The sequence below is a fragment of the Stackebrandtia nassauensis DSM 44728 genome, from assembly GCF_000024545.1.
Taxonomy (GTDB): domain Bacteria; phylum Actinomycetota; class Actinomycetes; order Mycobacteriales; family Micromonosporaceae; genus Stackebrandtia; species Stackebrandtia nassauensis.
This window is the reverse complement of the sequence record NC_013947.1, coordinates 2,133,621-2,156,280: the sequence shown is the minus strand read 5'-3', so window position 1 is coordinate 2,156,280 and position 22,660 is coordinate 2,133,621. Positions and strand designations below refer to the sequence as shown.

General features: G+C 67.7%; 23 protein-coding genes and 1 tRNA gene. 9 read left to right on the top strand and 15 right to left on the bottom strand.

What is annotated here, in order from left to right; all coding sequences use genetic code 11:
* The first annotated feature begins 11 nt into the window (after positions 1-11).
* Both SNAS_RS10030 and SNAS_RS10025 read left to right on the top strand, forming a co-directional pair.
* Positions 12-1,913, top strand: a complete 1,902-nt coding sequence (locus tag SNAS_RS10030) for a hypothetical protein (protein WP_013017299.1) — start codon at positions 12-14, stop codon at positions 1,911-1,913.
* A gap of 158 nt (positions 1,914-2,071) precedes the next feature.
* Positions 2,072-3,979: a hypothetical protein gene (locus SNAS_RS10025; RefSeq protein WP_013017298.1), complete on the top strand. Its 1,908-nt coding sequence runs from the start codon at positions 2,072-2,074 to the stop codon at positions 3,977-3,979.
* A 55-nt stretch (positions 3,980-4,034) separates the two neighbouring features.
* Here the strand turns inward: SNAS_RS10025 and SNAS_RS10020 are convergent, their stop codons facing one another.
* From SNAS_RS10020 to SNAS_RS09995, 6 genes are all read right to left on the bottom strand, one after another.
* Complete coding sequence (locus SNAS_RS10020; RefSeq protein ID WP_013017297.1) at positions 4,035-4,649, bottom strand: VOC family protein; 615 nt, start codon at positions 4,647-4,649, stop codon at positions 4,035-4,037.
* An 81-nt stretch (positions 4,650-4,730) separates the two neighbouring features.
* Positions 4,731-5,657, bottom strand: a complete 927-nt coding sequence (locus SNAS_RS10015; RefSeq protein WP_013017296.1) for a DMT family transporter — start codon at positions 5,655-5,657, stop codon at positions 4,731-4,733.
* A 141-nt stretch (positions 5,658-5,798) separates the two neighbouring features.
* Positions 5,799-6,728 (bottom strand): hypothetical protein, encoded by a 930-nt coding sequence (locus SNAS_RS10010; protein WP_013017295.1) that lies wholly within the window; start codon positions 6,726-6,728, stop codon positions 5,799-5,801.
* Positions 6,729-6,767: 39 nt separating this feature from the next.
* Positions 6,768-8,063 (bottom strand): DUF2254 domain-containing protein, encoded by a 1,296-nt coding sequence (locus tag SNAS_RS10005; protein ID WP_013017294.1) that lies wholly within the window; start codon positions 8,061-8,063, stop codon positions 6,768-6,770.
* Positions 8,064-8,109: 46 nt separating this feature from the next.
* Positions 8,110-8,544 (bottom strand): VOC family protein, encoded by a 435-nt coding sequence (locus tag SNAS_RS10000; RefSeq protein WP_013017293.1) that lies wholly within the window; start codon positions 8,542-8,544, stop codon positions 8,110-8,112.
* Positions 8,545-8,594: 50 nt separating this feature from the next.
* Complete coding sequence (locus SNAS_RS09995; protein ID WP_013017292.1) at positions 8,595-9,299, bottom strand: DUF4097 family beta strand repeat-containing protein; 705 nt, start codon at positions 9,297-9,299, stop codon at positions 8,595-8,597.
* 133 nt (positions 9,300-9,432) lie between these two features.
* Between SNAS_RS09995 and SNAS_RS09990 the strand changes: the two genes are divergently transcribed.
* Together SNAS_RS09990 and SNAS_RS09985 are read left to right on the top strand one after the other, a co-directional pair.
* On the top strand, positions 9,433-10,272 hold the full coding sequence (locus tag SNAS_RS09990) for a PhzF family phenazine biosynthesis protein (protein WP_013017291.1): 840 nt from the start codon (positions 9,433-9,435) through the stop codon (positions 10,270-10,272).
* A gap of 182 nt (positions 10,273-10,454) precedes the next feature.
* A complete protein-coding gene (locus SNAS_RS09985) occupies positions 10,455-10,829 on the top strand; it encodes a DUF6191 domain-containing protein (RefSeq protein ID WP_013017290.1) in 375 nt (124 codons plus the stop codon).
* Here the strand turns inward: SNAS_RS09985 and SNAS_RS09980 are convergent.
* Positions 10,777-11,253, bottom strand: a complete 477-nt coding sequence (locus tag SNAS_RS09980; RefSeq protein ID WP_013017289.1) for a carboxymuconolactone decarboxylase family protein — start codon at positions 11,251-11,253, stop codon at positions 10,777-10,779. The genes SNAS_RS09985 and SNAS_RS09980 overlap by 53 nt on opposite strands.
* A gap of 180 nt (positions 11,254-11,433) precedes the next feature.
* On the opposite strand from SNAS_RS09980, the gene SNAS_RS09975 reads away from it, so the two are divergent.
* Both SNAS_RS09975 and SNAS_RS09970 read left to right on the top strand, forming a co-directional pair.
* On the top strand, positions 11,434-12,339 hold the full coding sequence (locus tag SNAS_RS09975; protein WP_013017288.1) for an RNA polymerase sigma-70 factor: 906 nt from the start codon (positions 11,434-11,436) through the stop codon (positions 12,337-12,339).
* 37 nt (positions 12,340-12,376) lie between these two features.
* A complete protein-coding gene (locus SNAS_RS09970) occupies positions 12,377-13,009 on the top strand; it encodes an endonuclease (RefSeq protein ID WP_013017287.1) in 633 nt (210 codons plus the stop codon).
* Here SNAS_RS09970 and SNAS_RS09965 read toward each other — a convergent pair.
* From SNAS_RS09965 to SNAS_RS09950, 4 genes are all read right to left on the bottom strand, one after another.
* Entirely contained in the window at positions 13,006-13,512 is a 507-nt protein-coding gene (locus SNAS_RS09965; RefSeq protein WP_013017286.1) for a hypothetical protein, read from the bottom strand. The two genes, SNAS_RS09970 and SNAS_RS09965, sit on opposite strands and share 4 nt — an antisense overlap.
* 8 nt (positions 13,513-13,520) lie before the next feature.
* Entirely contained in the window at positions 13,521-14,534 is a 1,014-nt protein-coding gene (locus SNAS_RS09960; RefSeq protein WP_013017285.1) for a hypothetical protein, read from the bottom strand.
* Positions 14,531-14,959 carry a hypothetical protein gene (locus SNAS_RS09955; RefSeq protein WP_144300450.1) on the bottom strand — a complete coding sequence of 143 codons (429 nt, stop codon included), beginning with the start codon at positions 14,957-14,959 and terminating at the stop codon, positions 14,531-14,533. The genes SNAS_RS09960 and SNAS_RS09955 overlap by 4 nt, the downstream gene beginning before the upstream one ends.
* A gap of 103 nt (positions 14,960-15,062) precedes the next feature.
* Positions 15,063-15,138, bottom strand: a tRNA-Arg gene (locus SNAS_RS09950).
* Positions 15,139-15,387: 249 nt separating this feature from the next.
* Here SNAS_RS09950 and yidD point away from each other — a divergent pair.
* Positions 15,388-16,074, top strand: coding sequence for a membrane protein insertion efficiency factor YidD (yidD, locus tag SNAS_RS36190; protein ID WP_211207355.1), 687 nt, complete (start codon positions 15,388-15,390; stop codon positions 16,072-16,074).
* Between the two features lie 96 nt (positions 16,075-16,170).
* Here yidD and SNAS_RS09940 read toward each other — a convergent pair whose 3' ends face one another.
* The 4 genes from SNAS_RS09940 to SNAS_RS09925 are packed head-to-tail and all read right to left on the bottom strand — an operon-like array spanning position 16,171 to position 20,130.
* The gene (locus tag SNAS_RS09940) at positions 16,171-17,112 is read right to left on the bottom strand and encodes a glycoside hydrolase family 18 protein (protein WP_013017282.1); all 942 of its coding nucleotides are present in this window, start codon (positions 17,110-17,112) and stop codon (positions 16,171-16,173) included.
* Between the two features lie 18 nt (positions 17,113-17,130).
* Complete coding sequence (locus SNAS_RS09935; protein WP_041625871.1) at positions 17,131-17,952, bottom strand: carbohydrate ABC transporter permease; 822 nt, start codon at positions 17,950-17,952, stop codon at positions 17,131-17,133.
* A 26-nt stretch (positions 17,953-17,978) separates the two neighbouring features.
* The gene (locus SNAS_RS09930) at positions 17,979-18,857 is read right to left on the bottom strand and encodes a carbohydrate ABC transporter permease (RefSeq protein ID WP_013017280.1); all 879 of its coding nucleotides are present in this window, start codon (positions 18,855-18,857) and stop codon (positions 17,979-17,981) included.
* A 1-nt stretch (position 18,858) separates the two neighbouring features.
* On the bottom strand, positions 18,859-20,130 hold the full coding sequence (locus SNAS_RS09925) for an ABC transporter substrate-binding protein (protein ID WP_013017279.1): 1,272 nt from the start codon (positions 20,128-20,130) through the stop codon (positions 18,859-18,861).
* 180 nt (positions 20,131-20,310) lie between these two features.
* Here SNAS_RS09925 and SNAS_RS09920 point away from each other — a divergent pair, with 180 nt between their 5' ends.
* Positions 20,311-21,339: a LacI family DNA-binding transcriptional regulator gene (locus SNAS_RS09920; protein ID WP_013017278.1), complete on the top strand. Its 1,029-nt coding sequence runs from the start codon at positions 20,311-20,313 to the stop codon at positions 21,337-21,339.
* A gap of 46 nt (positions 21,340-21,385) precedes the next feature.
* Complete coding sequence (locus SNAS_RS09915; RefSeq protein ID WP_013017277.1) at positions 21,386-22,603, top strand: glycoside hydrolase 5 family protein; 1,218 nt, start codon at positions 21,386-21,388, stop codon at positions 22,601-22,603.
* The last annotated feature ends 57 nt before the right edge of the window (positions 22,604-22,660 follow it).

Below are 22,660 nucleotides of genomic sequence, written 5' to 3'. Positions count from 1 at the left end.
AAGGTTCCACAATGCGCAAAAGATATCTGGTCGCGGCCGGTGCCGCGCTGGTGCTCGCCACCGGCGGCACGTTCGCGTTCGCCGAGCCCGGTGAGCCGGGGCAGGCGGTGGCCAAGACCTCGGCCGCACGGACGGTCACACTGCCCACAGGGGACGTCGTCAAGCTCACGGGCGACGGGAACGCCATCTGGAAACCGGCTGAAGGCCGGGAGGACAAGCCCCACCTCACGCTGACGGCTCACGACGGCTCCGACGACGTGATCACGATCCCCTCCGACCGGTTGGACGAGATCGCCGCCGGGACAGAGGATCCCCGGCGTTACAACGTCTCAGAGCTGCTGCGGCACGGGCAGAGCGACGCCGCGAGGGCCAAGACGCTCAGCGGCAAACGCTACGGGCGGTACGTGCCGATCGACGCCGAGCCGAAGCAGGCCGCCAACGACCAGAAGGTGACGGTGTCGGTCACCGACCGAGACGGCGACGCACCGTCCCACCTGACAGTCGTCGGCTTTGTCAATCCCGCCACCGGCAAGACCGGCGAGCTGGAACTCGACGGGAACGGCAAGGGGACCGTCGACCTGGGCCCGGGCAGGTGGGACTTCCACACCTCGGCGTTCTCGGGCAACGAGATGATCCAAAGCGTGACCACGGTCAACGTCAAGGACAAACCGGTGTCGGCGCTGGTCGACGGCACCAAGGCGGTGCCGGTGAAATACCAGGTCGACCGGCCGGCGAAGACGCAATACCACTCCATATCGACGGACACCGTCGTGAAGGGCGGCTCGACCTTCGGCAGCGGGGCGTTCGCCGGGGAAGGCAATACAGGCTATGTCATTCCCAACGACGCCGACGGCATCAAGCTGGAGGTGTCATCCCAGTTGCTGGGCACCGACACCGCCGACCCGTACACCTATGACCTGAACTTCCTCGCCGAGGACGGCATACCCGCCGATCCGACATTCACCGCGCACGACGCCGAACTGGCGCAGGTGGAGCGCACCTTCGACGGGCTCATCACCACCGCACCCACGGGCGCCTGCAATGTCGGCTTCCGCAAGGATGGCAGTGGTTTCGGCAACTGCACGCCGAACGAAGTCACGTGGGGCACCACCCGCACCGAGTACGTCACGCCCGGCCCCGACATGACCTGGTACGCGTACGCGTTCATCGGTGACCCCGAGGCCGACGACTCCATCGACGTCACGTCCGTCGCGCACTTCGAGCCGGGCCCGGCCAAAGCCGTCACCGGAACCGCGCCGGTGTCGTTCAACGTCGGTGGTCAATCGTCGGTACTGACCCGCAAGGGCGACAAGCTGAACCTGGCTCTGCCGTTTATGGACAACGCCAATCGCGACGAGAGTATCGACGACCTCCATCCCGTCAAGGGAGAGCTGGTACTGACTCGCGACGGCGAGGAAATCGTCCGCAAGAAGCTGACCAGCCAGTCCGCGGAGTTCTCGCTGCCCAAGAAGGACTCCGGCAAGTACACGCTGTCGGCCGAGTTCAAGCGGGACAAGAAGGTCACGCCGCTGGCGACGAAGACCAAGGTGAAGTGGACGTTCAAGTCGAAGCCGACCGCCAAGGAGACTCCGCTGAACGTCTCGGCCGTCAGCTTTGACGCCGACGGTGTCAAAGGTGGCTACGCCGACGTCAAGAAGCCACAGAACTTCACTTTGGACTATCTGCCACAGAAAGGCGCCAAGGACACGAAACTGAAGAAGCTGACCTTCGAAGTGTCCTATGACGACGGCAAAACCTGGAAGAAGGTCAAGGTCAAAGTGAAGGGCGACACCGCGACCGGCAAGCTCAAGCACCCCGCCGACGCCAAGTTCGTCTCGGTGCGAGCCACCGCTACCGACGACGCCGGAAACAAGGCCACCCACAGCACCGTGCACTCCTACGGACTGAAATAGCGCGCGAACCGACGACGGCCCGCGGCGGGAATGCCCCTGCCGCGGGTCGGGTACGAACGCTGAATCATTGGCGGAGGGCGCTTTTGCGACGCCGAAGCAACCTCGCGACGGGTTCGACCCATCTGTAGGTGTGGTCATCCTTACAGAGAGGTTCCATTATGCGCAAACGATTCGCGATCGCGGCCGGTGCCGCGTTGGTGTTGGCGGCGGGCGGGGCGGTGGCCTTCGCCGATTCCGGCGACGACCGTTCCGGCACGTCGACCACCAAGACGAAGACCGTCACATTGCCCACGGGAGACAAGGTTTCGGTTTCGCCAAACGGCAACCACACCTGGCAGCCGGGCGAGGGACGCAAGGGCAAGGGCTACATCACTCCCCCGGCCGCCGATGGTTCCAAGGACCTCATCACCATCCCGTACGACCGGATGGACGAGATCGCCAAAGGCGAAGAGGATCCCCGGCGCTACAACGTCACCGAACTGCTGCGTTCCGGCGAACGCGATGCCGCGAAGGCCAAATCGCTGAGCCACAAGAAATACGGCCGATTCCTCCCGGTGGGGCACCAGAAGAAGTCGGTCGACGTCCAGGACGTCACGATCACCGTCACCGACCGGGACGGCAAACCGTCGCAGTTCGGCTTCGCCGTCTACATCAACCCGCAGACCGACGACTACGGCGAGATCGAACTGGACAAGAACGGGCAGGCCACCGTCCAGTTGCGGCCGGGACAGTACGACTTCCACACCGACACGGTGGACGACAACGACAACATCGTCCTCGGCATCACCTCGGTGACCGTCAAGGACAAGCCGGTGAAGGCCACCGCCGACGGCACCAAGTCCAATCCGGTCAAGTTCAACGTGGACCGGCCCGCCGAAGTCATCGACCACGGGTTGCGGCCGTTCTCCGTCAGGAAGGACGGCTCGAACTACGGCATCCTGAACTCCTTCGGCTCCGAGTTCAACGGCTACCTCATCCCCAACGGGGACGACAAGCACAAGACCGGTGTCGAGGCCGCCCCACACCTGATCGGCACCGACCCCGCCGACCCGTACACCTACGACCTCAACTTCTTCGAGACGAACGGCATCCCCGCCGACCCCACGTTCACCGCGCACGACGAGGACCTGGCGCAGGTGGAACGGACCTTCGACGGTCTGATCACCAAGGACCCCACGATCGCCTGCAACAACGTGATCCGTGAGGGTGGCGCCGAATTCGCCTCTTGTGAACTGCTGGAGGTCAAGTGGGGCACGAAACGCACCGAGTACGTCACCCCCGGGGCGGACCTGACCTGGTACGCCAACGCCCTCATCGGAGACCCGCAGTCCGACGAGTCCATCAGCATCGAAGGCAGCGCGCACTTCGAGGCGGGCCCGGCCAAGGCCGTCACCGGTAAGGCGCCGGTGTCGTTCAACGTCGGCGGCACCTACGAGGAGCCGATCCTGACCCGCAAGGGCGACAAGATGTCGATGTACCTGCCGTTCATGGACAACGCGAACCGCGCCGAGGTCATCGAGGACTTCCACACGATCAAGGGCACCGCGGTGCTGAAACGCGACGGCAAGGAGATCGGCCGCAAGAAACTGACCTCGCCGTTCGCGACGTTCACGCTGCCGAAAAAGGACTCCGGGACCTACACCCTGTCGACCGAGATGTCCCACTCGAAGGACTACACGCCGCTGGCAACGAAGACCAAGGTGAAGTGGACGTTCAAGTCGAAGCCGACCAGCAAGGACACCCCGCTGAATGTGTCGGCGGTGGCTTTCGACGCCGAGGGTGTTTCGGGCGGCTACGCCGATGTCAAGAAGCAGCAGAACTTCACTTTGGACTTCCAGGCACAGGAAGGCGCCAAGGACACCAAACTCAAGAAGCTGACCTTCGAGGTGTCCTATGACGACGGCAAGACCTGGAAGAAGGTCAAGGTCAAAGTGAAGGGCGACACCGCGACCGGGAAGCTCAAGCACCCCAAGGACGCGAAGTTCGTGTCGGTGCGTGCCACCGCCACCGACGACGCCGGAAACAAAGCCACCCACAGCACCGTCCACACCTACGGACTGAAATAGCGGGTGTGTTCACGGGGGACGGTTCGCGGCGGGGTCAGCCCCGTCGCGAACCGTTTCACCAGATGGTGACCGGGCCGTGGACGCCGTCGACCACGGCGACCAGCCCGGCGCGCACGCCCGGCCGTACCGCGAGGTCGACGCCCAGTGCCGACAGCGCGGGCGCGATCGCGGTCGGGTCGGGGTGTACGGCGGACAGCTCGCGCAGTGAGACCTTCGGCAGTTCGGCGGCCGGGTGCGGGGTGTCGCCCCAGTCGATGAGGAACGGGATCAGGCCCCGGTGGCCTTCGGAGCGGTCGACGGTCAGTCGCCATTGCAGCTTGCGGCCGTCGACGGTGTCGCGGGCCATCGTCCAGGGTGTACCGGGGTCGTAGCCGGACTTGCCCGCCGCCGTCACCGACGCGTCGACGTCGGCGGTGCGCACCGCCCAGGTCACCACGCGGGCTTCGGTCACCGTGTCGACGTCGAAGGGCCGGGGGCCCGGCGGGTCGGGCTGGTCGGGGTCGGGACCGATGATCTCCAGGTAGGAGTCGCCGCCCAGGCCGAGCAGGTAGTTGCGGGTTCCCAGTCCCGGGTGGGCGCCGCCGGGGGCGGGTTCGACGCCGGTGAGCCTGGCGACGTCGGCGACGGTCGCGGCCAGGTCGGGGGTCGACAGCACCAGATGGTCCAACATGGCGTCCTCCTTACCGTTTCGAATGGTAGCCAGTCGACCGGCGCTGAGGACGGAGCGCGAGGCCCCGTCCTCAGCCTCGGCTCAGGCGGGGGCCGGGGTGCGGACGGTCTCGGCGCGGGCCAGACCGGCCACCGAGGCCAGCAGCACCACCGTTCCCAGCGAGGTCGCCAGGGTCAGCGGTTCGCCCAGCAGGGTGATGGCCAGGACGGCCGCCGCGACCGGTTCGATCAGCATCACGATCGAGCCGGTGGCCGCGCGCACCGCTCCCGCGCCGGTGAAGTACAGCGGGTAGGCCATGCCGGTGGGCACCACCGCCACGTAGACCAGCAGAGCGAACACCAGGACAGGGTCGGTCATGGTCGGGATCATGCCCTCGGCCAGCGCGAACGGGAACATGGCGACCGCGCCGATGCCGAAGGCCCACACCGTCATGGTGTACGGGTCCTGGTCGTCGCCGTGGCGGCGGGCCAGCACGTTGCAGGCCGCGAACGCCGCGGCCGACGCCAGCGCGAAGACCACCCCCAGTGGACGGACGGTGGTGGCGTCGTTGCCGAGCACCAGCACCGCCAGGCCAACGATCGCCCCGGCCACGGCGAGCAGTCCGCCGCCGCCGAGCCGTTCCTTCAGCAGGAACCGGCCGCCGATCGCGGTCAGGACCGGGGCGGCGCCCAGGGTGACGACGGTGGCCACGGCGACGCCGGTCTCGGCGACCGCGACGAAGTAGGCGGTCTGGAACACCGCCAGCGCCAGGCCGGTGAAGATGCGGGGGCCCGGCCGTCCGCTACCGGCCCGGGGACGGCGGCCGAGCGCCCGGCGCACCGCCAGGACGGCCAGCAGGACGAGGAAACCCCCGACGTAGCGCCAGAACGACATGGCCAGCGGGCCCAGGTCGGATGAGCCGAAGATCAGGTCGACGGCGGCACCGGTGGTGCCCCAGGCGACACCGGCGATGGACAGGAAGAGAAGGCCGCGCGCGACCGGCGTGCGGGAATCGGGATGCGATGACACGAAGATGCTCCACTTTCGACAGGAGTTGGTGGGGGCGCGTGCGCGGGCACCACCAACTCCCCGTACTCAGGTACGGGTGTCGCGTGGGCCGCCGGTCAGGCGGCGGGAGGGGGGAGCACAGTCATCGGCATGCCCGACAGCCTAGACGGCCGTCTCGCGGCGGGAAAGACGTTGTGGCCGGGATCTCGGGCAGCCTGGCGTGCGCGGTTCGGGGGTCTTGAGCACCGGTTCGTCCAGGACACTTCCGGCCGCGAAGGCGAACACGCCCATGACCAGAGCGGCGAACCCGAGCAGCGCGTGGGTCCAGTAGCGGGGGTTGAAGCCGTCGGGGATGCCCCGGGCCCACAGCGAGAAGATCGACACGGCGAAGGTGAGCAGGAGCGTGATGTACGCGGGCGCGGACTTCTTGCGGCGGAAGAACTTGGCGCTGGCGGCCACCGGGCGCAGGTTGAGGAACCGCCACACCAGGATCTTCAGCGGCCGCAGCCGGGACCGGCGGGCCAGGTTGCGCGCCGCCAGCAGACTGGTCATGAGTCCGAAGACCAGGAACGACACCGAGACGAGGAAGCCCCACAGCCGGGGCGACAGCCAGGCCGCGCAGTCGCCCTCGCAGCCGTGGTCCCAGGCGGTGGCCAGCAGGTCGGCCAGCAGGCTCATCACGACGGCGGGCCCCACCGCGGCCACCACCCAGCGGGTGTCCACAGCGGTCCTGGCGGTCGCCGGGCGGCTCACCATCACGAGGTTCAGCGCGTAGAACAGTGACAGCACCGCCGGGGACAGCACCACCCCGTACAGGGCCAGCATCAGGAAGGTGCGGCCGGTGGCGACGGTCTCCCCCGCCGCCCGGCCATACAGGAACGCGCAGATGGTCAATGAGGACATGGCGCTGAACAGCGTCATGACGACGGTCGCGGGCTTGATCCGCTGGTACTTGTGCTCGGCGTCCCCTGTGAACTGATAGTTGAGGAACAGCATCAGCCCGGTGAAGGCGAAACCCGCCAGCACCGCCGCCAGCGAGGAGTACAACTCCGCCGAGGGCCCGGGGTTGAGGGGTTGGGCGAGAATGCTCACCGATCCAAGCCTAGTCGCGACGCGCCTTGCGGCACAGCGCTATCCGATGCCCTGCCGGTCGGGGGTCAGCGCGAACTCGCGTTCGTCGGAGCGGCTCGTGGTGGCCGCGACGGCGGTCATCAGCAGTCGCCGGTGCCGCCGGATCGCGGGGCGGTGCGCGTCGATCGCGATGGCCGCCAGATCGTCCAAAGCGGACAACAGTCGTCGGGTGACCTGCGGCGATCCGGCCCCGTAGACCCGGAACTCGGTGAACGCCGTGTCCAACAGGCCCGCCACGCTCGGTTCGGGGACCATGAGCCGCAGCCGCCCGGCCCGGTCGCGGTACCAGGAGTGACTGTCCGGACGGGACACCAGCCCGGCCAGGATCTGCAACAACCGGTCGATCGCGGCCACGGCCGTGGTCGGATCGTTGACGGCCGGGGACAGCGCCCGGATCCCGATGTCGGCGATCTGCCGCACCCCGAAGCCGACGTCCTGGCGCGGACTGCGTTCGCTGCCGACGCTCAGGCAGCCGCGCACCCGCCACAGTTCCGGGGTCCGGCCACCGTGGACTTTGATCGCGGGGGTGCCGGTGGTGAGGAAGTCCCCCACCTTCGGCACCACCTCGATCACGGTGTCGTGCTTGCGCGCCAACCGGATCAGCCGGGGCAGGTTGACGTCGCGCAGCACGCCGGAGCGGCCTCCGGTGAACCGCACCGTCGCGGCGACCTCGGCGTCGAAGGCGTGGTCCCGGGGCTCGAACCGCCGGGCGGCGATGACCCGCAGCGTCTCGGTGGCCAGTTCGGCCAGGACGTGGTTGACCCGCAGCAGTCGCAGCGTCGCGTTGACGTAGAAGACGAACAGCACCAGGCTGGTGACGACCAGCGCCACCGAGCCGAGGCTGGAGAACAGCGGCACCGAGGCGGTGGTGGTGATGTCGGAGTCGTCGAAACCCAGCTGCACCAGCAGCGAGAACAGGAAGGTCGCCAGACCCACCGACAGCGTGGCCTTGGTGATCCGGCTGCGGATGTACAGCCGCAGCACCCGCGGCGAGAACTGGCTGGAGGCCATCTGCAACGCCACCAGCGAGATCGAGAACACCACGCCGACGAAGGTCAGCATCGCGCCGGTGACCGAGGAGATGATGCCGCGAGTCGACTTGTTGACCGCCTGGAGCAGGTACAGCAGCTCGGTGTCGCGCCAGGTGTCGGCCAGCTCGATCACGAACTCGTCCAGTCTGACCGCCAGCTGGGCACCCACCACCGCGCCCGCCAGGGCGACCAGCGGCGCGAACCAGAAGTTGTCGCGCAGATGGTCGTACAGCGGCGATCGCGGCCGCCGCGCCCCCTCGGCCATGCCGTCGACTTTAGAGACGCGACGGTGGCCGGGGGCCGAATCGGCGTCAGCTGGTGCCGAAATCGGGCAGGGTGAGCGTGCCGTCTTCGGCCAGCGGGAAGCTCGGGTTGTGCGCGACCTCCCAGTGGTGGCCGTCCGGGTCGGCGAAGGTGCCGGTGTAGAAGCCGTGCTCGGAGTCGGCCGCCGCCTTGGAGATCCGGCCGCCGGCGCGTTCGGCCTCGGCCAGCAGCGCGTCGACCTCGGCGCGGGAGCGGACGTTGTGCGCGAGCACGATCCCGCCGAAGCCGACCGCGGGTCCTTCCTCGGCGCCGGAGTCGCGGGCGAGTTTGTACCGCGCCCACAGCACCAGTCCCAGGCCCCCGGCCTGGAAGAACACCGTCTCCTCGACCTCCTGGCCCCGCCAGCCCAGGGCCTCGTAGAAGCGACGGGAGCGGTCCAGATCGGCGACGCCCAGGGTGATCAGGCTGATTCGCTGTTCCATGGCCTCACGCTACCCGCCGGGGCCGAGCGGCCCCGGCCGATGCGCCCGAATCAGCCCCTGACCACGGCGGTGTCGCCGCTGGAGCGGTGCACGGCGATGTCGCCGTAGGAGGTGGCGGCGTCGATCGCGACGGTGCGGGTCCGCTCGTGCTGGCCCAGGCCGTCGTCCAGGCCGTTGGTCACCTGGCCCATCTGGGTCCGGGTGGTCAGCTGGACGGCGGATTCCTTGCTGACGCCGATGTCGATGTGGCCGTAGGAGACCTTCGCCCTGACGGTTCCGCTGGCCACCTCGATCGCGCGGACGTTGCCGTTGGCGACCTCCATCGAGGCCGAACCGGCTGCCCGGCCGACGAGGATCTCGCCGACTCCGGTGCGCAGGTCGACGTTGTCGGCGGCGTCCACGGTCAGGTTCCCGGCCTCGGAGGCGAACTCGCAGTCGCCGACGCGTCCCTTGACGGTGAACTCTCCGACGTGGACGTGTCCGCGCACCGTCGAGGCGGTCGGCAGCTGGACGGTGATGGCGACCGTGCGGGTCTTGGCGGCCAGCACCGGCTGCCGGGGCACGGTGACACGCAGTTCGCCGTCGGCGTACTCGACCCGGGTCTTGGCGGCGGCCTCGACGTCGATGCGCTTGCCGGGGTCGGCGGGCGCGACCTCCACGACGGTGTCGGCGCGGTCGCTGGCGATGATGTCGATGTTCCCGGCGCTGGCGTCCAGGATGAGGCTGATCGGTTCGGGAGTGGTGAAGCTCGGCATTGTCTCGTCCTTCGGTGTCGGGGCGACGGTTCCTCCGTCGTGTCGCCCAGATTTCCCGGCGGCGCTGATATCCGGCGGACACGGCGCTGACACGGCGCTCACGGCCGTGACAGTCACGTCCTAAGGTGGCCGCATGATCAGCTACGAGATCGTCGACGTGTTCACCGACCGCGCCTTCGCGGGCAATCCGCTGGCGGTGGTGTTCGGCGCCGAGACGCTGACCGACGCGGGGATGCAGGCGATCGCCGCCGAGTTCAACCTGTCCGAGACCGCGTTCGTGCTGCCGACCACTCAGGACGGTGCCACCTACCGGGTGCGGATCTTCACCCCGCTGCGGGAACTGCCCTACGCCGGGCACCCCAGCGTCGGCACGGCCGTGACGCTGGCCCGGCGCGGCGACATCGGCCACGGAGCGGCCATACAGGAGTGCGGCGTCGGGTTGCTGCCCATCACGGTGATGGAAGACGAGGCGACCCTGACCGGCGGCGAGCCCAGCTGCGGCGGGCCGGTGGACACCGCCGCGCTGCTGGCGGCGGCCGGGCTGGCCGACTCCGACCTGACCGGCCCGGCCCGCTTCGCGGGCACCGGACTGGAGTTCCCGTACCTGCCGGTCACGGACGAGGCGGTGACGCGGGCGGTGTCCCATCCGCGCGAGGACGTGCCGGAGGTGTGCCTGTTCGCGTTCGACGCGGCGACCCGCGTCTCGCACTCGCGGCTGTTCGCGCCGGGACACGGGGTCGCCGAGGACCCGGCTACCGGCTCGGCCGCGCTGGGACTGGGCGTCTACCTGGTCGCCGAGGGCCTCATGCCCGACGACGGCACGCACTCCTATGTGGTCGAACAAGGCGCGGAGCGAGGACGTCCGTCCCGGTTGCACTGTGAGGTGACCGCGAAGGACGGTGCCGCGACCGAGGTGCGGGTGCGCGGTCGGGTCGTACCGGTGGCGCGGGGCGAGTTCGTCGCCCTGCCCTGACGCGGCGCGAACCGGGGTTCAGGCCGACGCGCTGAGCCGACTGTGCCGGGAGTTACTCGAGCTCGGCCAGTCGGACGGCAGCTTCGACGCCGACTGGGTGCCGCAGGTGCTGTGAGCGCTGCTGAAATCCGTGCGCCCCTTGGCGACTGGCGGACGCACCGTCCCGGGCGGATACTGGCGACATGGCCACCATCCTGTTCCTGACCCTGCCCGGTCTGGTCCTGCTGCTGACGGTATTGGCCATCGTCGACCAGCTGCTGCTGCGCGCGGGCCGGGCGGGAATGCTGCCGTGGCGCACCAGCGCCCGGCAGGGTCAGGTGGCGTCCACCGGCTTCGAGCAGCTGCACGCGGCCTTCTCCCTCGGCAAACACGAGGAACTCAAGACCCGCGCGTCCACCCTGGTGCTGCGCGACGACGAGAACGACGGCGCCCCGCCGGGCTCGACGGCGGTAGACCTGGAGGCCGGGACCGCGGTGATGCGCGCGTCCCGGCCGAAACCGTCGACTACAGCGGCAGCTGCCCCGCCCTATAGTCCCCGCCCGGATTCTGGACGATGACGTTGAGCCGGTTGAAGGCGTTGATACCGGCGATGGCGAACACCAGCACGGCGAGCTCGTCCTCGTCGTAGTGCTTGCGGGCGTTGGCCCACGCGTTGTCGCTGACACCACCGGCCGCGTCCGCGATGCGGGTGCCCTGCTCGGCCAGCTCCAGCGCGGCGCGCTCGGCGTCGGTGAACACGGTGGCCTCCCGCCAGGCCGCGACCAGGTGGAGCCGGTCGTGGGACTCCCCGGCGGCGACGGCCTCCTTGGTGTGGATGTCGATGCAGTGGCCACACCCGTTGATCTGGCTGGCGCGCAACTGCACCAGCTCGATCGTGGCGCGCGGGACCGTCGAGTCCATGGCCACCTTGCCCGCCGAGACGAAGTGCTTCAGCATCTTGCCGCCGAGCGGGTTGGCGAAGAGATTCAAACGAGCGTCCATGTCGGACTCCTTGTCGATTGACTGCTGTTTGGGTGACCGGTCGGACATAAGATGCCGCCGACCCGCTTCCTGTGACAGTGACAAGCGGCACGACAGTTCCGGCCGCCGTCATGTCACAAACCGACGGCGACCGGCGTCTTGTGGGTGACACAGTCGAAGGACGAACGACAGGAGCCACCGATGACCGCAGGCAGCGAAGACGCCCGCCCCGACGCCGCCACCGAGGCGTTCGTGCGGCACCGCAACCTGCTGTTCACCGTGGCCTACGAGCTGCTCGGCTCCGCCGCCGACGCCGAGGACGTCCTCCAGGAGACCTGGCTGCGCTGGGCCGGAGTCGACCTGGCCCCCGTGCGCGACCACCGCGCCTACCTCGTCCGCATCGCCACCCGCCAAGCTCTCACCCGGCTGCGCACCCTCAGCCGCCGCAAGGAGCTCTACGTCGGGCCGTGGCTGCCCGAACCGCTCGTCACCGCCCCCGACGTCGCCGAGGACGTCGAACTGGCCGACAGCGTCTCGATGGCGATGCTGCTGGTCTTGGAAACCCTCACCCCCACCGAACGCGCCGTGTTCGTCCTACGAGAGGTCTTCGATCTCGACTACGACGAGATCGCCGAAGCTGTCGACAAGACACCCGCGGCGGTCCGCCAGATCGCCCGCCGAGCCCGCTCCCACGTGGCGGCCCGCCGCCCGCGGGGCGCCGTCACCTCGGCCCAAACCAAAGCCGCCGCCGACGCCTTCCAACGCGCCATCGAAACCGGCGACCTGCAGAGCCTGGTCGACATCCTGGCCCCCGACGTCGTGGCCCTCAGCGACGGCGGCGGCGTCAAACGAGCCACCCCGCGCCCGATCGTCGGCGCCGACAAGGTCGCCCACGGCCTGGCCACCCAATGGCGCCACCTCAACGCCACCCCCTCGATCGAACCCGTCCACGTCAACGGCCACCCGGGCCTGATCATGCGCCTGGACGGCGACATCGAGAACGTCATCGCGATGCGGGTCGAAGACGGCCTGATCACCGGCCTCTACTTCGTCCGCAACCCCGAAAAGCTGTCCCGAGTGGAACACGAGACCGCCCTGACCCGTTGAGGTTGAACCGGCCCCACCGAAGTGAGACCCTGGCGGCATGGCTGCTTCGAAAGACGTCGTCCGCGGACTCATCGAACGCCACGGAACGACCTACGCCGAACAGGCCGGGATCAACCTGCGCGACACCCCGGCCCCGCTCTACCAACTGCTGATGCTGTCCACACTCCTGTCGGCCCGCATCGGCTCCGACATCGCGGTGGCCGCCGCGAAGGAACTGTTCACCAGCGGCTACCGCACCCCCAAAGCGATGCGCGAGGCCAGCTGGCAGGACCGCGTCGACGCCCTGGGCCGCGGCCACTACCGCCGCTACGACGAGAAGACCTCCACCATGCTGGGCGACGGCGCCCAACTGGCCCTCGACCGCTGGAAGGGCGACCTGCGCCGCCTCCACACCGAAGCCGACGACCTCTCCGACGTGACTCGCCTCCTGCGCGAGTTCCCCGGCATCGGCTCCACCGGCGCGTCCATCTTCTGCCGCGAGGTCCAGGGAGTGTGGACGGACCTGGCCCCCTACGTCGACGAGCGCACCGCCAAGGGCGCCGACAAGCTCGGCCTACCCACCGACGCGAACGAACTCGCCAAGCTGGTCAAACCCGCGGACTTCCCCCGCCTGGTCGCCGGATGCGTCCGGGTAGCCCTGTCGAAGAACCTCCCCGACGACCTCCGCTAGGTGAACATCGCCGTCTTCAGCTGGGTCATCTGGGCGCTGTACTCGCTGATCACCGCCGCGACCGCGCCGCCGAACTCCCCGCTGAACTCGGACCTCGACAACCGTCGGGTGACATCGCGCTCGAAGCGGACCTTGAAGTCCCGCAGTCCGACGGTGGCGATGGCGATGTGCCGTTTGGGCGAGCGCCCGGCCGCCTTGACCTGGGCGCGTTTCTCGCGAAAGACGCGGACCCGCTTGTCCCAGTGCGCATCGTCCTCGCCGTAGACCTCGAAACCCTCCGCCTCAAGAATCTGGTGCCGCTTCCGGATCCGCCCCACCGCCAGCAGGGTCAGCGCCCGTCCCAGCTGGTGGCTGAGCGTCTCGTGCGGCACCGACTTGAAGTACTCATCGCTCTTGAACTGGACGTCGACGGCGTCGCCGGTGCCGAGTTTGACCGTGATCTCGCCGTCGGGCGAGATCGCCTGGACCTCGACGGCGTCGAGCTGGTCTCCCACTACTCCCATTTCCGCTCCTATGCCAGTGGCGCTTGGACGCTGCCGAGGTCGATCGGTGTGGAGAGCCGGATCAGTTCGACTCCGGGTTTGGTGACGGTCTTGCCGTCGGGTCCCTGCCCGGTGGTGAAGTTGCCGTTCAGGACGGTGTTGAAGTTGGTGATCGTGGTCGCCAGCAGCGACTCGCCCTCCTTGTAGAGCTCCTTGTGACGATCCAGGGCGGAGGTCAGGTTCGACCACACACCGTCGATCCGGCTCGCACCGAGTGGAACGGACTCGGGGTCCTTGCTGGAGATCAGGTCCTTGGCGATGCCAAGCCCACCGGCCGCCCCGGCCAGTGCCACGACGGCGTTGACACCCGGGGTCGCGGCCCCCAGCACCCCGATGACTCCGGCGACGACGTTGAAGGCGACGTTCTTGTTGGAATCGCCGCCCCAGCAGTCGATCGCGTCCACCGCCGCGGCGGCGCTGTCGACCAGTTTGACGGTGTCGTCCTGTGCGTCCGAGATGCCCTTCTGGTGGGCCTTCAGGGTCAGCTCCAGCACCCGCAGGGTGTTGGCCTGGAGGAACAGCATCTCGTCGAAGAGGTTGATGTAGTTGAGGTGGGCGGCCTCGATGGTCTTGCCGCGCCAGTCGGCCAGGTTCTCCCGCACCGCGACCATGTAACCGGGCATCTGGGTTCCCAGGTCCATCTGCTTGATGTCGCTGACCGAGGTGACGTCCTTGGTGGCGATCTTCCCGCGACCATTCACGACATGCTGAATCGCGGCGTCGAAGCCCGCCGGATCGGGCATGTTCTTCCATGGCGCGAACAGCCGGACGGATTCGTCCTTGATGAAACCGCGCATCGCCGGCTCGTAGGGCTTTACTTTGGGATAGTGGGATGCGCCGTGCTTCGGCTCCGGCACACCCAGTTTGCTCGCGCCCGGTATGTCGTTGAACTCCTCCGGAAACCGGACGCCCTTCTTCGCGATCGCATCGGCGAGACCGTCGATGGCGGTGTCGAGTTTGCCGATGAATTCCTGCTTGTTCACTTTCCCACCACCAGTGGCGGTGCGTTCTCGTCGTTGCCGTAAGGCTGGTTCCATTCCAGACCGCTCGGCCCGTTCTTGCCCTCGAAGGTCGCCCGTTCGGCGTCCATCGCCGCGGCGGCGGCTTCGTCGTTGGCGCAGAACTCGTCCACGGCGCTCTTCAAACCAACGCCCAAGGCGTAGAGATTGTCGCTGGTCTGATCCGACGAGGTCCATATGAGATCGCGCAGCGCCGTCCAGGCGGCCTTGAACTCCTGCGCCCCGAACTCGCCCGAGCGGTCGAAGGCCCCGTCGGTTCCCGTGGTCTGACGCAGGCTACTGGTCAAACCCGTGTAGTCATTGGCCATGCGCGGCAGATACACCGTGGCCACCTCGCGGAGGTTCTCCACCGAACCGCCGAGCTGGGCTCCCTCTTGTTCCTGATTCACTCTTCAACGCTATTGAAGAGTCCCCGGGACCCCTCCCGGGCAGTTCGGTGTCTCCGGCAACCCGATCGCCAGCACGGTCAGTCAGCTCCGCGTTCGCGCAGCGTGGCGCGCCCGGTAGGAATCGAACCTACGACCTTGGGATTAGAAGTCCCCTGCTCTATCCGCTGAGCTACGGGCGCCGGACATCGACACATCGTAATGAGTGCCCGTATGAGGGTAGCGTCTCGTCCCGGCGATTAGCGACTGGTTAGTAATCGGCGTTTCGTTGATCACCCGGACGTGTTACCCGCCGGTTGTGGCCGGAGTGGTGGGTTCGTGACCGTAGTTTCTTTGTGCCCCAGAGCAACCGTGAGTCGAAAGGGGTCAATCGGGCCGCACCATCCACTATCATGGTTCGCCCCCGGCCCCTAAGAAAGATCACCACCCTCATGGACGATGACACGCCCGAGAAGCGTAGGACCCCGCTGGCTTTGACCGTCACGCTCGCCTCCGGTGGGGTGGTGTTGCTGATGGGGTTGGTGGGGGGACTGCTGTGGTTGATCTGGCGGCCGGGGACGGAGCCGCCGCAGCCGCAGGAGACGAGTGAGCCGCCGCGCGATCTCGGGGACGGCGCGGACGGAGGTGGAGGTACCGCCGAGCCCGACACGCCCGAGAACAACGACGCCGAGGAGGCCGACGGGGGGTCGGAGGTCGACGCGAGCGGTTGCGACGACGACTTGTCGTGCGACGGGCCGACGTGTGACTCACCGAGCTGCGAGACGCAGAGTTGCGACAGCCCCAGTTGCGATTCGGGCACGGGTGTCGTGTCGGCGGGTGTCTCGGTCATGTCGGTGCTGCCGTTGGTGACCGTGGACCGGTTCACGCCTCGGCGGCCGATGCGCAAGCGGGCGAGCGTGTCGCGCCCGGCACGATGCGGGTTGGCGGCGATTCGGGGGTATCGGCGGTGGGTCTCGCCGCGAACCAGGACCAGGTGCCGTTACGTGCCCAGTTGCAGCGGGTACGGGACGGCGACGATCCGCTCGTACGGGCTGGCCAACGGGTCGCGGCTGGCGTTGCGGCGGATCCGGCGGTGCACCCGGTCGGTGCCGATGGGCACGGTTGACCCGCCGCCGTGACGACACGCGGGGCGGGACCGGAGCGGAAGCGGCTTGGCTTCCGCCCGGCCGAGGCGCGATGTGGGCCGCCGCAGGACGACGGCCCGGCCGCGTTCGTCAGGCCGACAGGGCCGCGGAGACCTCCTTGGCCCACAGCCAGGGTTCGGCGGTGTCGCCCGGCAGCGAGTTGAAGTACTCCCAGCCCATGATGCCGCCGAAGTCGGGGTACTTCTGTTTCAGCGTGCCGATCGTCGACTTGAGGGTGTCCAGCTCGACGTAGCCCGAGCCGCAGTTGGCGGGGTTGGTGATCGTGCCCGCCACGACCTTGTTCGCCGGAACGACGCCGTGGTCGATGACGGCGTCGTAGTCGCCGGTGTCGTCCAGCAGACCCCAGCCACAGTAGAACTGGGCGTTGAACCAGTCGATGTCCTCGCCGCGCGACGCGTACAGGTCGTCGTAGTTGAAGCCGGAGATGTTGCCGCCGCCCGACAGCGCGGTGGCAACCGGCGCCAGCGTGATGAGGAAGTCGGCGCCGAAGTCGGCCTTGAGCGCGTCGATGACGCGTTCGATCCCGGCCAGCGACATGTCCTCCTCCACGTCCAGGTCGACGCCGTCGAGGCCGTACTTCTTGATCGTGTCGCGCAGCAGTGGGTAATAGGTGTCGAAGTCGGTGTCGAGGCGCTGGAAGGTGCCGGGGGCGGCGCCGCCGACCATGCCCAGCACGTTCTTTCCCTTGTCCTGGACGGTTTTGAGTTCCTCCCACATCCGGTCGTACCGGGGGTCCTCGGGGGCGTGGTCGTTGAGGGTGACCGGATTCTGGGAGCTCGCGTCGTTGAGGTGGATGGCCGCGACCATGATGTCGGTGGCGCCGTTGTCGGCCAACGGGATCGGGGAGACGTATTCCTGGGCGTCGCCGTGGTACTGGGTCTGGTAGTACACCACGAGCCGCTGACCAGCGGACTCGGTCGGTTCGGCTTGGGCGGTGGCCGCGGTCAGGCCGACCGCGCCGAGGATGGCGACTACCGAGCCGACCGCGATGGTGCGTCGTCGTAGTCTCATGTGCTTACTCCTAACTGTTCATCCTTTGATGGCGCCGGACGCGACGCCACGGAAGAAGAAACGCTGCAACACGGCGAACACGATCACAATCGGGATGAACGCGATCATGGTTCCGGCCGCGATGACGCGGGGGTTGGCGGTGAAGGTGCCGTCGAGGTACTGCAGCCCGACGGTCAGCGTGTAGTTGTCGGGGTCGTTGAGGACGATCAGCGGCCACAGGAAGTCGTCCCAGGCGCCGATGAACGCGAAGATCGTGACGACGCTGAGCATGCCCTTGACGTTGGGCAGTCCCACCCGGATCAGGCGCTGCCAGGCGTTGGCGCCGTCCACGACCGCCGAGTCGTCCATTTCGGAGGGAATGGCCTGGAAGGCGGCGCGCATGAGCAGGATGTTGAGCATCGCGACGGTGCCGGGCAGCGCGACGCCGATGAGGGTGTCGGCGAAGCCGAGCGAGCGGACGGTCACGTACTGGGAGATGATCGTGACCTCGCCGGGCAGCACCAGGGTGGCCAGGATCAGGGCGAACACGAGCTTCACACCCCGGAATCGCAGCCGGGCGAGCGCGAATCCGGCCAGGGTGGCGCCGAAGGCGTTGCCCGCCACCACGATGACGGCCACGATCAGCGAGTTGACGGCGTAGTCCCACACCGGGATCTGTTCGCCGACGCGGGTGTAGTTGGCCAGCGTCGGGTCGGTGGGCAGGAAGCTTGGGGTGTCGGTGTAGATGTCCTCCGACAGCCCCTTGAGCGATGTGGACAGCTGCCACAGGAACGGGCCGACGGTGATGACCAGGACCAGGCACAACAGCAGGTACCGGCCCGCCTTCTCGCGGGGCGACATGACGTTGAATCCGGACGGGCGGCGCTTCACGATTCGGCCGTCCTTCGGTTGAACCGCAGCAACAGCAGCATCGGGCCGATCGTGATCAGGAACAGCAGCACCGACAGTGCCGAGGCGTAGCCGAGGTTGCCGGTGAAGCCGCGGCTGTACAGCTGGATCAGCATCACCATCGACATGTCGCGCCCGCCGGGGCCACCGGTGGGTCCGGCCAGGACGTACAGCTCGGAGAAGATCCGCATCGCCGAGACGGTGATCAGCACCGTCACCAGCAGCATGGTGTTGCGGACGCCGGGGATCGTCACCGACACGAACCGACGCACCGCTCCGGCGCCGTCGATGGCGGCGGCCTCGTGGAGTTCGCGGCGGACGTTGCCCAGCGCGGACAGGTAGATGATCATGTAGTAGCCCAGTCCCTTCCAGACGGTGAGACTGATGGCCGACAGCAACAACAGCCAGCGGTCGGTCAGGAAGGGCAGCGGTTTCTGCAGCAGGCTCAGCTGCTGCGCGATGCCGTTGATGGCGCCGCGATCGTCCAAGAGCCAGTTCCAGATCAGCGCCACGACCACTGCCGAGGCGATGACGGGGGTGTAGAACGCGGTGCGGAAGAAGGTGATGCCGGGCAGGTTCTTCTCGGCCAGCACCGCGATCAACAGCGGCAGCAGGGTCAACAGCGGAAGGCATACCAGCAGGTACACGATGCAGTTGATCAGCGCGTAGGACAGCTGCTCGTCGTCGAGCATCCGCTCGGCGTTGGCCAGGCCGGTGAACTGGCCGCCGCCCAGCGGTTTGGCGTCGGTGAACGCCAGCACCACCGTGTTGATGGACGGCCACAGGTTGAACACCAGCAGCCAGACCACGGCCGGGGCGATCAGCAGCCACGGCGTGAACCAGCGTTGTCGTCTCATGTCAGTCGTTCAGCAGCTTGGTGCACTCTTCGGCGGCCTTGTCCAGGGCCTGCTTCGAGCTGGTCTCGCCGCTGACGGCCAGCGAGATCTGCTGGTTGAACACGTCGTTGATGGCGTCGTCGACGACGACCGGCTTGAGCAGTTCGGCCTCGGCCAGCGACTCGAAAGCGAGCTTCTTGGCGTCACCGGCGCCGCTGCCGTCGCTTTCGGAGAACGACTCGTCGTCGGCCGAAGCCGTGGTGGACGGGAAGATCCCGGGCACCCGTTCGGCGAAGTCGGCCTGGTTGTCGGCGTTGGTCACCCAGCGGGCCAGGGCGACCGCGGTGGGCAGGTTGTCGCTCTTCTTGGACACCGAGAGCCCCTGCACGTACAGCGGCGGGGTGTCCAGGGCCTTGGACGGGACGATGTCCTTGGCCAGCTTCGGGTTGTCGACCTTGACGTCGTTGATGAAGTTGCCGCCGCCGGTGGACCAGGCGACCTTCTTCTGTTTGAACAGTTCGCTGTTGCCGAGGTAGGCGTCGGTGAGGACGTCGTCGGGTAGCAGGCCGTCGGCGTAGGCGTCGCGGTAGCCGTCGAGGAGTTCGGCGGCCGCGTCGGTGTTGAAGGTGAACTTCTCGCCGTCGGACGACAGGATCTCGACGCCCGCGTTGGTGAGGTCCTCCCAGGATGGCTTGCGGCTCATCAGGAACATCTTGCCGTCGGACTTCTTCTTCATGGTCTTTGCCTGTGCCACCAGGTCCTCGAACGACGTCGGCGGCTTGTCGGGATCGAGGCCGTACTTCTTCATCAGGTCGGCGTTCCAGTAGTTGACGTCGGTGTTGAGGTACCACGGGTAGCCGTAGGCGCCCTTGACACCGGGGAAGCGATACGCGTCGATGGCGCCGGACAGGTAGTCCTTCTTCAGCTTGTCGTCGGTATCGGCGACGTCGAGCAGCAGTTCCTTGTCCGCCAACGGCAGCGCGAACTCCGGCGGCAGGTTGACCACATCGGGCAGTTCGTCGTTGGCGGCCTGGTTGAGGACCTTCTCGGAGTAGCCGTCGCCCGGCTGGTCCAGCCACTTGACCTTGGTGCCGGGGTACTTGTCCTCGAAACCGTCGATGAGTTTCTCGACGTACTTCGTGTGCTTGGGTTTCAGAGCCCAGGTCTGGAGGGAGACCTTGCCGGTGACCTCGCCGGACACGTCCACGTCGCCGCCGGAGTCCTCGCCGGAGAGTCCGCATCCGGTGGCCGCCAACATGACCAGTGCCGCCAGGGTGGCGATCTTCGCGCGCATCGCAAGTCTCCTCTTCAGCTCGCGTCCCGACCGGGGCGCCGCGACCGCGTGAGAATATGGAGGTCGGGGCCGGGCGCGTTTACTAAACCGGTCTAGTCGAGAGGTTATGCTCATCAGCGACGCGCTGTCAATAGCCATGTATCGATATCCGTTTGCAGCCACAACCGAAAGGCCGGACCCATGGGCCGTCCCACCATCGCCGACATCGCCGCCGCGGCCGGGGTGTCCAAGTCGGCGGTCTCCTTCGCCCTCAACGGACGGCCGGGAGTCAGCGACGAGACCCGCGCGGCGGTGCTGAAGATAGCCGAGGAGCTGGACTGGATGCCGCACAGCGCCGCCCGGGCGCTTAGCGGTTCCCGCTCACACAGCATCGGACTGGCCCTGGCCCGCCCGGCCCGCACCCTGGGCGTCGAACCGTTCTTCACCCAGCTGCTGTCGGGCATCCAGGCGAAACTGTCGGAACGCTCGATCGCGCTGCAACTGCTGATCGTCGAGGACGCCGAGGCCGAGATCGCCACCTACCGACGCTGGGCGGGCGAGCACCGCGTCGACGGCCTGGTACTGGTCGACCCGCAAACCCGCGACCGCCGGATCGCCGCGGTCGAGGCACTGTCGGTACCAGCGGTCGTGGTGGGCGGCAACGGCCGCAGCGGCACGCTGGCCAGCGTGTGGGCCGACGACCGCGCCGCGATGCTGTCAATAGTGGACTATCTGGTGGCGTTGGGGCACAAGCGATTGGCACACGTGTCCGGGATGCCGGGACTCCAGCACACCCGCCGCCGCGCCAAGGCACTCAAGGACACCGTGGCCTCGCACAAACTGCTCAGCGCCGACTCGCTGTCCACCGACTTCAGCGACGCCGAGGGCGCCGCGGCCACCCGCAGACTGCTGTCGGGCCGGGCCCGCCCCAGCGCGATCGTCTACGACAACGACGTCATGGCGGTGGCGGGATTGGGCGTGGCCACCGAAATGGGAGTGACCGTCCCGGGTGAACTGTCGATAGTGTCGTTCGAGGACTCCCGGCTCACCCAACTGACCCACCCGGCGATCACCTCGCTGAGCCGCGACACCTACGCCTTCGGCGAGAAGGTCGCCGAAACCCTGCTGGCCGTCATCGACGACCCGGCGGCGGCCGTCGGACACAAGATGCCCACCCCATCTCTCACGGTGCGGGAGAGCACGGCGCGACCGCTGGACAACAACAGCTAAATCGGTTTATGGTTGCGCCTCCCGCAGTAAGCCGACCGGAGGAACCATGACCGCAGCCCTGGGCACCCGCTACGGCGCCAACTACGTACCGTCCTCCAACTGGTTCTACAGCTGGCTCGACTTCTCGGCCGACGCGGTGCGGCGCGACTTCGACGACCTGGCCTCGATCGGACTCGACCACGTCCGGGTGTTCCCGATGTGGCCGTGGATCCAACCCAACCGGGGCCACATCCGGACCAAACCGATCCGGGACCTGCTGACCGTCATCGACATCGCCGCCGAACGCGGCCTCGACGTCGCCGTCGACCTGCTGCAGGGCCACATGTCCAGCTTCGACTTCCTCCCCTCATGGGTGCTCACCCACCACCACCGCAGCATCTTCGAGGACCCGGACGTCCGCGACGGCATCGCGTCCTACATGTCAACACTCAGCCGCGCCGTCGCCGACAAACCCAACGTCTTCGCCATCACGCTCGGCAACGAGGTCAACAACCTGGTCCCGTTCTACTCCGCGACCCCAGAAGCCACCCGCGACTGGGCAAGCGGCCTCCTGAACGTAGTCGCCGAAGCGGCACCCGACGTCCTGCACCTGTACTCGGTGTACGACGCCAGCTGGTACACCCCCGGCCACCCCTTCGACCCGGCCGACTCCACCGACCTGGGTTCACTGACCACGGTGCACTCATGGGTCTTCAGCGGCGCGGCGGCCATCGACGGCCCCCTCGGCCCGGCCACCGTCTCACACGCCGACTACCTCATCGAACTGGCCGCCGCCACCGCCACCGACCCGGCCCGCCCGATCTGGCTCCAAGAAGTCGGGGCACCCCAACCGCACGTCCCCGCCACCGACGCGGGCGAGTTCACAACCCAAACGCTGGCCCACATCGACTCCAACCCCGCACTGTGGGGCGTCACCTGGTGGTGCTCCCACGACCTCGACCGCCGCCTGCTGGACTTCCCCGAGCACGAATACGACCTGGGCCTGTTCACACTCGACCACCAACCCAAACCCGCGGCCCGGGCACTGGAACGCTTCATCGCCCAACAACGCCGTCCAGTAACCGACCGCCCCGCGATCGTCTGCCCGATCGACCCCCGTACCCAGCCGGAACGCCGCGACGAGATCGCCCCGGGCAGCATGTTCCACGACGACTGGGTCCGCCAACGCCAACAAGGACCCGTCGCGATCGTCCCACCGGGCGAACGGGCCGACACCGCCTACCTGGCGGCCCGCGGCATCGACCGGGTGGTCATCCCGAGATAGGGCTCCGTGAGTGCCCGGCGGAGCACGGGGCCGCCGGTCGCACACGGCGAACTCGAA

Coding starts and splice junctions, on each gene's coding strand:
- SNAS_RS09920 (WP_013017278.1), top strand. CDS start 20,311: ATGGGCCGTCCCACCATCGCCGACATCGCCGCCGCGGCCGGGGTGTCC.
- SNAS_RS09915 (WP_013017277.1), top strand. CDS start 21,386: ATGACCGCAGCCCTGGGCACCCGCTACGGCGCCAACTACGTACCGTCC.
- SNAS_RS09925 (WP_013017279.1), bottom strand. CDS start 20,130: ATGCGCGCGAAGATCGCCACCCTGGCGGCACTGGTCATGTTGGCGGCC.
- SNAS_RS09995 (WP_013017292.1), bottom strand. CDS start 9,299: ATGCCGAGCTTCACCACTCCCGAACCGATCAGCCTCATCCTGGACGCC.
- SNAS_RS09970 (WP_013017287.1), top strand. CDS start 12,377: ATGGCTGCTTCGAAAGACGTCGTCCGCGGACTCATCGAACGCCACGGA.
- SNAS_RS10020 (WP_013017297.1), bottom strand. CDS start 4,649: ATGTTGGACCATCTGGTGCTGTCGACCCCCGACCTGGCCGCGACCGTC.
- SNAS_RS09965 (WP_013017286.1), bottom strand. CDS start 13,512: ATGGGAGTAGTGGGAGACCAGCTCGACGCCGTCGAGGTCCAGGCGATC.
- SNAS_RS09940 (WP_013017282.1), bottom strand. CDS start 17,112: ATGAGACTACGACGACGCACCATCGCGGTCGGCTCGGTAGTCGCCATC.
- SNAS_RS10025 (WP_013017298.1), top strand. CDS start 2,072: ATGCGCAAACGATTCGCGATCGCGGCCGGTGCCGCGTTGGTGTTGGCG.
- SNAS_RS09980 (WP_013017289.1), bottom strand. CDS start 11,253: ATGGACGCTCGTTTGAATCTCTTCGCCAACCCGCTCGGCGGCAAGATG.
- SNAS_RS09985 (WP_013017290.1), top strand. CDS start 10,455: ATGGCCACCATCCTGTTCCTGACCCTGCCCGGTCTGGTCCTGCTGCTG.
- yidD (WP_211207355.1), top strand. CDS start 15,388: ATGGACGATGACACGCCCGAGAAGCGTAGGACCCCGCTGGCTTTGACC.
- SNAS_RS10000 (WP_013017293.1), bottom strand. CDS start 8,544: ATGGAACAGCGAATCAGCCTGATCACCCTGGGCGTCGCCGATCTGGAC.
- SNAS_RS10005 (WP_013017294.1), bottom strand. CDS start 8,063: ATGGCCGAGGGGGCGCGGCGGCCGCGATCGCCGCTGTACGACCATCTG.
- SNAS_RS09930 (WP_013017280.1), bottom strand. CDS start 18,857: ATGAGACGACAACGCTGGTTCACGCCGTGGCTGCTGATCGCCCCGGCC.
- SNAS_RS09990 (WP_013017291.1), top strand. CDS start 9,433: ATGATCAGCTACGAGATCGTCGACGTGTTCACCGACCGCGCCTTCGCG.
- SNAS_RS10030 (WP_013017299.1), top strand. CDS start 12: ATGCGCAAAAGATATCTGGTCGCGGCCGGTGCCGCGCTGGTGCTCGCC.
- SNAS_RS09975 (WP_013017288.1), top strand. CDS start 11,434: ATGACCGCAGGCAGCGAAGACGCCCGCCCCGACGCCGCCACCGAGGCG.
- SNAS_RS09935 (WP_041625871.1), bottom strand. CDS start 17,952: ATGTCGCCCCGCGAGAAGGCGGGCCGGTACCTGCTGTTGTGCCTGGTC.